Raw genomic sequence first — 12845 nt, forward strand, 5'->3', positions numbered from 1 at the left:
ACCACAACGACGCGTACACCGCGAAAAGGGGCTGCCTGGTAGGCGGCCGCCTCAGCGCCGCCCGGATAGCCGCCGGGGCCCACGATCTAATCGCCTGCCTTACGCCCTCTAGGCGTCCAACGTCGCCCCGTCGGCGGGAGCCAACGCCGGATCCAGCGCAATGCGCTCGTCAAAAACGAAGCAATTGCCGTTAAACCCCTTGCCGCCGGCCTCTTCGAAGTATTTCAGAATGCCGCCCTCAAGCTGGTAGACATGGTCGATCCCGGCCTCGGCCATGTACAGCGCGGCCTTTTCACAGCGTATTCCGCCCGTGCAAAAGCTGACGACCGTCTTGCCGCGCAGGCTGTCTTTGTTCTGTTGCACCGCATCCGGAAACTGCGTGAACCGCTCGATTCGCCAATCAATGGCGCCTTCGAAGGTGCCGGCATCCACCTCGAACGCATTGCGCGTATCCAGCATCACGATCGGCCGCCCCTCATCGTCGCCCCCTTGATCCAGCCAGCGCGCCAGGGTCGCTGCCGCCACCCCGGGCGCGCGCCCAGCCTGAGGCTGAATCGCCGGATGGTCCATGCGGATGATCTCGCGCTTGATTTTGACCAGCAGCTTGCGAAACGGCACCGCCTCCGACTCGCTGAACTTCACGTCCAGGTCGGCAAACCGCGGGTCGGATCGTAGCCATTGCAACCACGTCTCAATGTCATCGACTGCGCCCGCCAAAAAGAGATTAATCCCCTCTTCGGCCAGCAAGACCGTCCCTTTCAGGCCGGTGGCCTGCGCCTGCGCCAGCATTCCGGCGCGCAAAGTGGGCAGGTCCTGCAACGGGACAAATTTGTAAGCAGCGATGTTGACAACGGAAGACATAAAAAGCAATGCGACAGCAAAATTAAGCGATCGTAATAATAAACGACAAAAAATGAAGACCTGTTATTTTAATACCCCATATAATTTACCGAGGTGTTGGCGGATCCTGCCGGCGTACAAACTCCAACACATCCCCATTTGCCACATTAAATGTCAGATGACGCGGCGCACTGCCACTATCGAGGGTAAACGAGCGGATGCCTGACAGGGCTTGCAAATAGGATTGTTCTAGCTGGGCCTTTTCCGGGGACATACACGCCATGCGTGTATTACCCTTCACGGAAATCGATAATTTCCCGGTTTGCAAACGATAACTGCCCATGTATCGGTTGCAGCCCGAAAAACCACTTACCCGGTACTGGTCGCCTTGTGCCAGGAATACCAACTGTATAGGCTCGCCATTATCGCCATGCGGAATCGCTCGATCCACACTAGCCTTCGTAGTCCAACGGGTCAATTCCCAGTTTGTCTGGGCGAGAGAGTCCGCGCTGGTGGCCGCATTGGTGGCGGCCGCCCCCTCTGCCGTGGCATGGCCCGTCGTACTGGCGCAACCCACTATTCCCATCATCAGACCCGCGACCAAAAGGCTGCGAACGAACAAAGCACTCGACATATAGTCACTCCACCAATCTACATATGCTCTTACTGTAACGCGGACTCGCCCCCGCGTTGCAGCAAAAGACACACAGCGTCACACAAGATTGCCGCTCGCATCTCGCATGCCGCCACGCGTCGATTAATCTTGACCGTCGCAAATCGCGATATAAGTTCAGTACTCCCGCGCGCTCCGCGCAACAACACAGACTCGTAAAACAAATACGCCTCTTGCCAAGGCAGACCAGGCTCGGATCTATCGACTGCGTTCGATACGCTTTATTCGGAAAGGAATCATGAACACAACGCCGGACGTACTCTTTCTTACCGGAGACGAGACCGCCTACCCCGTACAAATCTCCGAGCTAACGCATCTGGGATTTCGTGTCCATCGCCATGCGAGTCTCGCTGAGCTATACGTCCATTTGTCTCAACAAGCTGCGTCGTTAATCGCGTTGGCCGGACCTTTATCTATTATTGATATTGCGGCAGCGCAGTTGCGCGTCATGCGGCCCACTGTCGGCATCGTCGCACTCTCACAGTTTCCAGACAGTGATTCGCGTGTGCGTACCCTGCTATCTGGCGCAGATGCTTGCCTGGACACCTATACCAGTGGTCTGGAATTAGCCGCGGTATTTCAGTCACTGATGCGGCGTTTACCGGGCAACGCGCCGGCCAAATTGCCAGAGCTCGAGTCTCAGACGGCAGCCGTGCCAACGTCTCTGCCAGACGCTCCCCATCAGACCGCCGAATCCGGTTCATCCTCGTCAAGCGCCTGGCGCTTGACCAGCAAAGGCTGGGCATTGATGGCGCCGACGGGCCAGACGCTCTCGCTGACCACAGCGGAACGCAGCCTGTTACTGCGGTTTGCCCACGAACCGGACAAGCGTATCAGCCGCGATGCACAAAACCCCGAGACATTGGCCGTGGGCGAGACATCCGAAAGCGAGCGACGGGGCCGCTTTATCGACGTCATGATCAGCCGCATGCGGCGCAAGGCCGCAGCCCAGCGTGTCCGCCTGCCGATCAAAGCCGTTCACGGCTGGGGTTATATGTTCACCGCCGATCTGCTCGTGGATACGGACATTCTCGATATGGATCACTCGACGGCAGAGCCGAGCTAAAAACATAGGGGCATAGACAGTATGCCTATGCCCCTATGCCTATGCTAAAACCCCGCTACTCAAAAACGTGAGAAATTGCGCCTGAGCCACCGCGGCCCACCGTGATCGTGGTGTGATAGTCCGATGAGGCAGGATTGCGGATCGTAACCCGGTGCGTGCCCGGAGATAGCTTGACCTCTCCCAGTGGCGGACTGATCCCGCGTGACTTCCCGTCAATAAACACCTCACCCCACGGCCGCACGCTCACGCGCACAGCACTCGACGCAGCGGGAGGGGGTGGCGTTTCCTTTGCCTGTTCCTTTTCTGCTGCCGCGGCTTGCGCCGCCGCGTTCGTCGCCTCGAGTCCAGTCACCGCAATCGCCGTCCCCGTCGCCTCGGCTTGACCCGCAGACGAAGGGTCAGTCGATGCTCCTGCCGGCGTGGCGGGCGACTCCGCCGTACCCGCCGCGGCCCCAGATGTGGTCGATGACTCCCCGGGGGATAGGCTACTGTTTACCGTCATAGGCACCCCGGCCGCACCCGCGCCGCTCGTGCCTGCCGACGACTCAGAGGCGGCAGCCCCCGCGGTGGCGATCCCATTCGCAGCATCCGGCGTCGTCTGCGGCGCGGCACTCCCCGCCGGGGCCTCAGCGCCAGCAGGTGCGTCAACGCCTGCAGACGCCTGCGGTGCAGTCGCTTCTGGCGCCGTCGCCGTCGGTGCCGCGACACCCGCAGTAGCTTCCGACGTCGCTGACGCGTCGGACGAGGCGCTAGTCCCCTCTCCCGTCGAACTTCCATTACGCGAGCCACCCAGGTCCGATAACGCCGGTGGCGTCGGGATCGGGGGTTCGGGCTCGGCAGGCTCAGCAGGAGCCGCTGATCCGGGGGCAACGTTCTCAGCCACTGCGGGCGGCGCATCCCGGCCGGCCGATGACACAGTCGGCCCACCAGGGCGCAGCCACATATACAGCACCAAAGCAATCGCCGCCAAGACCCCCAACAACACCAACAGAGGCACGCGTGGCCCCGCCTTGGTGCTCGGAGGCGCTGCGGCAGCCACCGGAATAGGAGAAACAGGCGGTGTCGGGGGTGGCGCCGAGACTGCCGCCGCAGGTACCTCAGCAGCTGCCGGCGGTGGCATTTCCTTCACAGGCAAAGCCACCCCCAAGCCAAATGCCTGCACAAAAGCCTCGATACTCTGCGGTCGGCCAGACAGCGACATGGACAATCCCTGGTCCACGGCCTGCAAAAACGCCAGGTCGTAGGCACCGAGCTCACGCCCCGCCAAGGGCACGCTCGCATCCTTGACACAACGGTCCAACGCAGGTGGCGGCGCCGTCCCCGTCAACATCGTATGGGCCACCGCGCTCAACGCATAAACGTCCGTCCACGGGCCACACGGCCATTCTGGATCATCCGTGTACTGCTCAAAGGCAGCGTAGCCTTCTATACGGGCCGCATTATCCGCGTCCGCGCTCGGCTCGAGCGGTGGCTGCATCAGATGGGCCTTGCCCGACGCATCCAACCCGATAGTGCTCAGGGCAATGCCCCCATGAACACCTCTGTGCGCATGCAGTTGAGCCAAAGGCACAGCCAGATCAGCCAATACCCGGCGAATACGCGCCTGCGGCACCCCGCCATTGGCGACCGCGGCAATGACGTTCAGCGGCCGTAGCCCCGAAACACCCCCGTCGGGGGCAGGATGACTAGATACAGGGGGAGTCGCGTTCATACACCAGGCTCCAAACAACATGCACCGTTGCTAGCGCCAAGCCGGCAACGATGCGAACAATCGGGTAAATAACGCGGCATTCAATGCCCCGCCATGTATATACGTCTGCAAGGCAGCCCCATCGACCTGATTCGTCCACCAATAACTGGTGTGCGAACTGGGGTTAAAACAAAACGGCAAATCGGCCCAGGCTGACAAGCTGTGAGTCGATACCGGCTCAGCCGTGGTTTCCAAACCCGAATTCAAGATATCCATGATATCGCTGCCGCTAGAACGCGCCACCGGTTGCTGCTGCACCACGCCCGGCACGACAATCGCCTGCAATTCGCGATCGAACTGCTCTGACGCGCAGCCATGCCGTACCGCCGACAGAATGCTCACGCCAATGCGTCGGTAATAGTCCGTCGCGCCTTCCAGTATGCTGCTGTGATAGTCGTCCTCGGCAATCGACGTGAACACGCATAATGGATATACGCGTCCGACCCGATCCCGACTGGGCGCTACGCAGCCCAACTGGACACCGTTGCCACTGGGTCCGGCAGGAATCGCAAAATTCCAGATCGGCGCGGTTGCGAAACTGCGCGCCGTACTATCGTCCGGCGCCTGCTTCAATGCGGCCAGGCCATATTGCAGCCAGTGGTCCCACCAGGCAATCAATTCCCGCGGCACGCGCCGATGCACGAAATCCCCGGATGCGGGAATTTTTCCGTACCACCCCAAGAATGCCTTCACGTCATCCATGGCGAATCCCATTTAGCGGCCCGGGCAGGAGAACCCCTGCATTTCGGGAAGATTGAAGGGGCTTTTCACGCTGCTGGCAGTGATCTCCAACACGACCTTTCGGCCATTAATGTCGAACGTCGCAATGGTCACCTCAGGCGACGACCCGCGGCTCAACTGCGCCTTGTCCAGCAACCGGTTCAACGCCCAGGGCCCCGACGCCGACAACCCCGCGCCACCCGACTGGGGCGTGAGTTCAATGCGCGCCTGATTCGAGCCACGCAGGCCCGGCCATTGCACGATTGTCGCGATTTGCGGGCCATGTGCATAGCGCACCGCCTGACCATCCACATCCATCACGAACTGGGTAATCTGCGCATCCATCTCGATCGGTCGAATAGCGACACGATACGACGGCAGCGGGCTACCCGCCATGAAATACACATCCCGAATCACACCCGCGCGCTGAAATGAATCCAGGTATCCTGCGCGCTCGCCCTTCGCGCCATCAATGCCCGGTTTAAACCGCCAGCGTGGCCCCGACACATCGATCTGCGTCGCCAACTCCTTTTGGAAAAATTCATCCATCATCCCGTTGGGCGCGAACAAGCGGGCCATGTCATTGGGCGCCACATCACGCGTGGCCCCCCGGGCAAACGGGTAGCGACCGGCAATCGATTGGCGGCAAAACAACCCGATCGTCGCCGACATCGTATCGCCCATACGCTTGCGCGTCGCGCCGGAAATTTCATCCGACGCGTTCACCGACATGGTATTGAGCACCTCGCGCAGGGGCCCAGGCAGTCGACCCGCTTCGGCACGCAGCTTGCTCACGACATCCGAGTCCGGGGCGGGACTGGCACTGCGCAATGCGGCATCGGCAGCGGTCAAGTAGGTATAAAGATCATTGAGCAACCCCGTCGTCTCCAGGATCGCCGCAGGAGTCTGGCCTTGACCCTGGGCCAAACGACGGTACGGTTCGAAATGGAGGTCGACGATGCGTTCGAGTTTCTCATCCGTCGCATCCCCACGCATCGCCGCGACAGGTCCGGTAGGGCCGAACATTTGCTCCAGCGCATCCCGCGTACTGCTGACACGCTCACGCGCCTGGTCCATCAACGAACGCCCATCGCCGGTATCGCGCAATAGGGTGGTCTCGCGCGCAACCCCCTCCACCAACTTAACCAACGGCGAATCGGGTGCCGACAAGGTCCGGGCGATCTGAATGTTCTCCATCAACGATTTCGTTGGTGTCAACTTGAGATCGTTGAGATACCCATCCCACTGCTGCACATAATCGTTCATGTACAGACGCTTGATATCCACGATCAATTGCTGCTGCGCCCGTTGATCCATCGCCCCAGGCGGCGGGATATTCAGCACCCATGCATCATCCTGACGCAGCAACTCCGCCACGCGCGTCACGCGCTGGTTAAAGATTTTCCAGTAACCATCGTAGCTATACAGCGCCGGAATCCCCTGCGTGAGAGGCTTGCCGCTCTTGCGCACAAACACCGAGCTGGCTTGCGGCCCCCCCAGCGTAATCGCTGTCTGCTCCGGCCCCTGCTCGGTATTCGACAGCAGGCGGCGCAAACGGCTATACGCACGTTGCGCCAACGTATAGTGCGCCAGGCGTTCACGCGCCTCGGACACCAACGCATCATCGCGCGGGAACGGCGAGGACAGCACACGGCCCTGAACCAGATTGCGCACGTGCAATGACATCATGTCGTACTGCCGGCGTGTATAGCCCTCTGGCAGGGTTTTCTGCATATCCGAGAGCAGCCAGGCATGCATGAACTCCGCATCATAGTGATCGGCCTCGTACAACATCAAATAGGCACGCAATGCCTCGTACGAAAACTCCAGATCATCGGGCGACGCCGAACGCAATGCCGTCTCGATTCGTCGTGCCACCTGCGGCAGCAGCACCTGATCCAGCGTGTCGCGATACACCCCTTGCGCCGCGGAATGCATCTTTTGCCCTTGATATAGGCCAAATTGATACGTCAGCGGTGGCGAATCCAACTCAAAGTTCGCATTGCGCGGCAGATACCACAGGCTATCCAGAAACGGCATCAGGCCCAGCACATCCCCGGCACGCGTAATCTTGATCTCGCGTCCCAGCTTTTCGACGGTGGGAACCCTGCGCTCAACCTCTTGCACATAGGCCTTGTTGTTGCGATAACTGATCCCCCATCCCACCAACAATGCAATCAACAGTGCGGCAATCAGGCAGTAACCGGCCCAGTGCAACCGCCGATACCGACGTTCCCAGCGTAGATTCCGCCCCGCCAGACCGGCTTCGGGAAAAATCACGTCTTGCAGCACGCCTTTCAGGAAGTAGCTGCGCCCTTCTTCCTCGACCGGTACGCTTGTCGTCTGCGGCCCGCCGTCAATACGCAGATAGCGCTTCAGGTGACCTGTCACCTGGTCAAATGTTTCGCCGCCCTGCGTACCACTGGTGAAGTAGACCCCACGCGGCACCAGGCGCGCCTCAAACTTCGAAGTCGCGAACACGTCACTCAGAAACTGTCCGAGCAATGCCTGCAAACCCGCAAACTGCTGCGGCAGCATGTAGGCCAGCGCGCGCTTGGCAGGGTCGGTCTCGGCCGCCAGCACCTCGGGCAAAGCATCGTTGAGCCGTCGCTGCAACAAGTCATATTCAGTATGGAAAGCCTCATACAAATCAAAGTCGGCTTCCTGCGTCCGGGTATAGGGCAGCGTAAAGCCCCACACCTGCGACAGATCTTCGCGGCTGAACGACGCGAAGTACTCCTCGAACCCGGACAGCAGATCCGCTTTGGTCACCAGCACGTATACAGGGAACTGAATGCCGAGCTGTTCACGCAGCTCTTGCAAGCGACGGCGTAATACGGCCGCATGCTGCGCCCGCTCTGCGTCAGACGACGCGAGCAAGTCTTCCACGCTGATGGTCAGCATGGCGCCATTGATCGGCTGACGCCCCCGGTACTTCGACAGCAAACCGAGGAATCCTTTCCATTCCTCTTCGTCGCCCGTCGCATCGCTTTCGTGGGTGGTGTAACGGCCGGCCGTATCCAACAACACAGCATCGTCGGTAAACCACCAGTCGCAATTGCGCGTACCGCCAACGCCACGCAAAGCCACTTTGCCAAAACGATCCGCCAACGGAAAATTCAAACCCGAATTCACCAATGCCGTCGTCTTGCCCGCCCCCGGCGCGCCAATAATGACGTACCAGGGCAACTGATACAGATGTTGCTTTGAAAACCGCGATAGTGACAATCGTCGCTTGTCACCCTCAAAGCGCGTCTTGCGCAACAACTCGACCGCTTCGTTGAAACGCTCTTCGAGTTGACGGATCTCGGGATTACCGGGCTCTGGTTCTGCTTTCTTTTTCGTCGCAGGCTTGCGCAGTTGACCCAATAACTGGGAATTCAGTCGACCCTCGCGCCATTTGCGCCAGATAATGCGCAACAGCCACAGCCCGAACAACACGGCAATGACGATGATCCGCGTCGTTTCACTTTCCAGCGGTCGAGTCGTCCCAATCGCCAACAGCGGCCCGGCAATCCAGATCAACAGTGCAATGGCTACCAAGCCGAAGAAATTCCACAGCCCTCGGCTAAATATGAAACTAAAGACGTTATGCATCATCGCCCGACACCCTCGACAGTCTCTCCACGAGGTACCGGTGGCACCATCAACGTAATTTCAACGCGGCGATTGCGCGCGCGCCCTGCCGCCGTATCATTTGGCGCCACAGGGTCCGCATCGCCACGCCCTTCGGCGCGGACACGCTGCGGGTCGTCCAGACGCGTCTCAAGCAACTCCTTGACGGCATCCGCTCGCGCCTGCGACAAGTGCCAGTTCGACGGATAGCGCGCACTGCGTATCGGAATATTGTCGGAATAGCCACGCACCAGAATATTGCCCTCGGTCTGACGCATCGCGTCCGCGACACGAGACAACACTGGCAGATACTGCTCGCGCACCGCCGCCGAACCCGACTCAAACAACCCATCGCCGCGCAATACCACGACGCTGCGATCGACTTCATCGCGCACCGTCACCAAGTCATCACGAATCTCCGGCGACAAGAACACCGCCAGACGCGGCGAAGCGGTTGGCTGGCGAGGCGTTGCGACCTGTACCGTTGGGGGTTTCAGGCTGCTGATCTTCGTAAACACCTCGTCAGACTGCCGGCTCAACAGCCAGGCCAGTCCCCAATACACCGCCAACGCCAGCACGGCCACCAGGGCGCCAAACACCCACAATGGGACCGGCAGACGCCGCATTTGCACTTGTGCCGGCACGTCCTGCCAGTGGGGTGACAAGGCACGCGGATATTCGCCGCGGGCACTGCGCAAAATACGCAGCAACCGCTGGCGCAACGTCTCGAGTTGCGAGCGGCCATTGTCGAGCACGCGATAACGGCCCTCGAACCCGAGCAGCAGACAGAAATACAGCAGTTCCAGCAAGTCCAAATGCTGACTCGGATTTTGAGACAGTTTGGCCAATAGCTGGAAAAACTTTTCTCCCCCCCACGTCTCATTGTGGAACGTCACGAGCAAGCTGTGCGCCGACCAAACCCCGTTGCCGCCCCAGGGCGTCAAGGCGGCCGCCTCATCCAGCGCCGTGCACAGGCAGTACCGCGCGCCAAGAATGGTCTCGTTGGAAATCCCCGCCTGTTGAGCGCGCAACTCGAATTGCCGGATCTCATCCAGTAGATGCTCGCGCAACATCACCGGCGAGGGATGCGACGTCGTCGCACGTATCTGCGGAATCAAATCCAGCAGCGGATTGGCCGCGGCCACCAGGGGATTGGAGCCACTGATCACATATTCGTGTGGCCGTAATCGGCCGGACGCCGAAGCGCCCCCTTCTGGCAGGCCCGAACCCATCGGGCCGGGTAATGCAGTATCGGATGCGTGCATATTTTCTCCGGCAGGCTTGAACCTTTAATCGCGCAACGCCCAGAATTCCATGGTCAGCCCAGGGAACTCACCTGCCAAATGCAAAGCCAGAGCGCCCGTGCGCTCTAGCTGTTTCCAGAAATCGCCGCCCTTGTCGAGCTCGAAATACACATGACCAGCACTGTACGGGATCTGACGCGGCGCCACAGGCAGCACACGTACGGTCACCCCGGGCAACTGCAAATGCACCAGATCGCGAATCCGCTCGACCGGGCCGATCTTGACCTGAGCGGGGAAACGCGAACGAACCGTGTCCGATGGCATATCGGCATGAACCGCCAGCACAAAGCCCGCGGTACGCAGCAGTTCCAGATCGGGGATCTGCGCCACGCGTACGCCCTGACCGCGATCCTGCAAGGGAATCTGCAAGGCATGCTGCTCGAGCACCGCCGACAACGAGCGGCGCAATTCGTTCATCAGGGTACCAAAGGTTAATTGCAGATCATCGTGCTCATAGGTCGGCAGGACTTCGGGCCGTCGGGAAGCCGACGTATATGTGGCCAAATCGCAAGACAGCATCAACCAATCGTGGAATAGCCTTTCGGGATGCAACCACTCGGCCTGCCGCGTGTGCCACAGTGAACCAATATAGCGATTCACCGTCTCCAGCAACATGAAATCAGAGACCTCGGACACACCGCCGCGCCCGGGCTGCGACAAGCGCAACCCGAGGGCCTCACTGCGGGCCTCAAGCAAGCCGTAGAGTTCTTGTGCAAAACCCAACAGCAACGGATGCGCACCCGCCGACAACCACGGTGCAATGTACCGCTCGTTGAGCACCACCCGATTGTCGGCGCGACGTTCGACTATGCGCACCACCCCCAGGCCGAGCCATTCATCGCCCATGTCCGTTTCAAGCATCAAGCGCAGGCGCAAGTGCCCCACTTGCAACAACGCCGGCTCCAGTCCCATCGAGCCAGAATCCTCGACCTCGGCCTCCTTTACCAGGTAGCGTGCCAGCGAATCGGCCTCGTCTTCGTATTGCACGTCCGTGGCGCCCGGCCGAACGCGCGGCAGCGCCAGCATGACACGCACGTCTTGCGCTTGCTCGGACACATCCAGGGCCTCAGGGGCGTCATCGGGGTGTGAAAAATCGAACGGCGTACCGTCTGGCAAGACACCACTGGCTTCGGTCAGCACGACCTTGCCGATCGCCAACGCATCGCGGTCCAGCACCAGATGGCTGAAGCCCCAGAAAAACCCTTGTAATGACGACGTACGCTGCCTTAGCGAGCTCTCGAGATAACGTTCAAATTGCTGAAAATGCTGTGGCCGCAGGAACATCCCTTCGGTCCAGATGACTTTGCTCTTCTCTGCCATGGTTGCGCTTACAAATAAGGTTGCGGGATCAGGCTGCTATGCAACACTGGTCGTGCGCCTAAAACGGCCACCAAGATCTATCCCGGTCCGTCACAGTAACCTCATTATCTTTGACGGAGATCTTGATCGTTTCTTCGTTGGGCGAAAACTGCCATACCTTGAAGATATTCGTGCTTTGGGGCTGGGGAAGCTCGACCACCAAACGCCACTGGCTATGTTCCAGATCCCGGTATGCGGCCACGACGCCGACCAGCCGCGCCTCGGTGCTGCCGGGATACTCGATTGTTCTGATTTCACCGGGACGCAACACGACCTGGTGGCTGTTGATCAATTCTTTTCCCAATGCCGCCTGGGGATCCGCCTGCAGCGAGAAAAAATCACGGGACGCAAACGCGCTGGACGAGGTCAGCTCGTAAATCGTGACCTGAACCGGAGAGGGTCGACCGTTGTGATCGGGATTCACCTCTTTATCGACGGTCAGCTCCAGCGCATAGGGCACCGCCACGCGACTCGCGGTCGACGAGCACCCGGCCACAGCCAGCAGCGCCAGCACGACGAGTCCTGCCTGCAGGCCCTTCCAGAGGGAAATCAAGGTATTACTGGATGCCATCATGCCCGGCACGCCTCTCGGTTGATAAAGAAACTATCTATGACAAGGGAAAAACAAGAAATTGTCGTGTAAAAACAAAAATAGTTACTACTGTTACGGAACGCGCAGGAAAGTCTTGAGCAGATATAGTTTCATAACGCCCCGACATCATTTCCGTCACCAAGGCTGGCTATGATCAAGACATCGGTACTGGAGATTTTCTGCATGAAACTCACTGTTCAGCAACGCCCCGAAGACTCTGGACTCATCGCGCCCTGGTCCGCTGTGTTTGATGCGCCCGGTGGTACGCTGGGCCGATCGACAGACAATCACCTCACCTTGCCAGACGCTGACGGTGGCATTTGCCGCGTCCAGGCGGCCGTGCGCATCAGCGACGACACCTGCTATCTGGTCAATCTCAGCAGCATGAGCCGTGTCAGCATCAATGGCCGCGCTATCTTGCGTGATCAAGAAGTCCCCCTTGCTCCTGGCGATGAACTGGTCATTGGTTCCTATACCCTCAAAGCCGAAGATCCGTCAACCGCGACGGTAGACAACGCCGCGCCCGCTGCCCTTGCAGGCGCTTTCGCGGCCACCCACGACCCGCAGCACGACCCCCTGCTGGCAGAACCCGACCCGTTGCTGGAAAGCCCGCTGCTTGACATCCCAAGCCCGCATATCCAGCCCGTAGTACCGGTCGCCACCGGCAAAGCCGCAGTCGAGGCCGCGTCTGTTGAGGCCCAACCCGCATCCGTTAAGCCCCAACCCGTCACTGCACCCGCTGAGCCCAGCGTCGCCGTTGAGCCTGTAGCCGCGGCGCAACCCACGGCCATGGCGGAGCCTACACCCGCCATACCACCTGCTACCTCAACCAAACCTGCCGTCTCCGCCGAGCCTGTGGCCGCAGCGCAACCCGCAACCTCAGCACCACCCATTGTCTCCGCCCACCCCGCAGACTCACCCCAACC

General features: G+C 60.0%; 10 protein-coding genes. 2 read left to right on the forward strand and 8 right to left on the reverse strand.

The window, feature by feature from the left end:
• Window positions 1-108: 108 nt before the first annotated feature.
• Complete coding sequence (locus ACNAZS_RS18325) at window positions 109-861, reverse strand: sulfurtransferase (RefSeq protein ID WP_415791926.1); 753 nt, start codon at window positions 859-861, stop codon at window positions 109-111.
• A gap of 85 nt (window positions 862-946) precedes the next feature.
• Window positions 947-1474: an META domain-containing protein gene (locus ACNAZS_RS18330; RefSeq protein WP_415791927.1), complete on the reverse strand. Its 528-nt coding sequence runs from the start codon at window positions 1472-1474 to the stop codon at window positions 947-949.
• Window positions 1475-1751: 277 nt separating this feature from the next.
• Here ACNAZS_RS18330 and ACNAZS_RS18335 point away from each other — a divergent pair, with 277 nt between their 5' ends.
• Window positions 1752-2579: a winged helix-turn-helix domain-containing protein gene (locus tag ACNAZS_RS18335; RefSeq protein ID WP_415791929.1), complete on the forward strand. Its 828-nt coding sequence runs from the start codon at window positions 1752-1754 to the stop codon at window positions 2577-2579.
• Between the two features lie 55 nt (window positions 2580-2634).
• On the opposite strand, the gene ACNAZS_RS18340 is transcribed toward ACNAZS_RS18335, so the two are convergent.
• From ACNAZS_RS18340 to tssJ, 6 genes are read right to left on the reverse strand one after another with little or no spacing between them, the layout of a single operon-like run.
• Complete coding sequence (locus tag ACNAZS_RS18340; protein ID WP_415791930.1) at window positions 2635-4290, reverse strand: hypothetical protein; 1656 nt, start codon at window positions 4288-4290, stop codon at window positions 2635-2637.
• A 30-nt stretch (window positions 4291-4320) separates the two neighbouring features.
• Window positions 4321-5031: a type VI secretion system-associated protein TagF gene (gene tagF / locus ACNAZS_RS18345; protein WP_415791931.1), complete on the reverse strand. Its 711-nt coding sequence runs from the start codon at window positions 5029-5031 to the stop codon at window positions 4321-4323.
• A 12-nt stretch (window positions 5032-5043) separates the two neighbouring features.
• Window positions 5044-8649 carry a type VI secretion system membrane subunit TssM gene (tssM, locus tag ACNAZS_RS18350; RefSeq protein ID WP_415791932.1) on the reverse strand — a complete coding sequence of 1202 codons (3606 nt, stop codon included), beginning with the start codon at window positions 8647-8649 and terminating at the stop codon, window positions 5044-5046.
• Window positions 8646-9929: a DotU family type VI secretion system protein gene (locus tag ACNAZS_RS18355; protein ID WP_415791933.1), complete on the reverse strand. Its 1284-nt coding sequence runs from the start codon at window positions 9927-9929 to the stop codon at window positions 8646-8648. Before ACNAZS_RS18355 ends, tssM begins: the two co-directional genes overlap by 4 nt.
• Before the next feature lie 24 nt (window positions 9930-9953).
• Window positions 9954-11288, reverse strand: a complete 1335-nt coding sequence (tssK, locus tag ACNAZS_RS18360; protein ID WP_415791934.1) for a type VI secretion system baseplate subunit TssK — start codon at window positions 11286-11288, stop codon at window positions 9954-9956.
• A 58-nt stretch (window positions 11289-11346) separates the two neighbouring features.
• Window positions 11347-11901: a type VI secretion system lipoprotein TssJ gene (gene tssJ, locus ACNAZS_RS18365; protein WP_415791935.1), complete on the reverse strand. Its 555-nt coding sequence runs from the start codon at window positions 11899-11901 to the stop codon at window positions 11347-11349.
• Between the two features lie 201 nt (window positions 11902-12102).
• Here tssJ and ACNAZS_RS18370 point away from each other — a divergent pair.
• Window positions 12103-12845, forward strand: a 743-nt coding sequence (locus ACNAZS_RS18370) for an FHA domain-containing protein (RefSeq protein WP_415791936.1), incomplete at its 3' end; no start/stop codon positions are given.

The sequence above is a fragment of the Bordetella tumulicola genome (assembly GCF_965138755.1).
Classification (GTDB): Bacteria; Pseudomonadota; Gammaproteobacteria; order Burkholderiales; family Burkholderiaceae_B; genus Bordetella_A; species Bordetella_A tumulicola.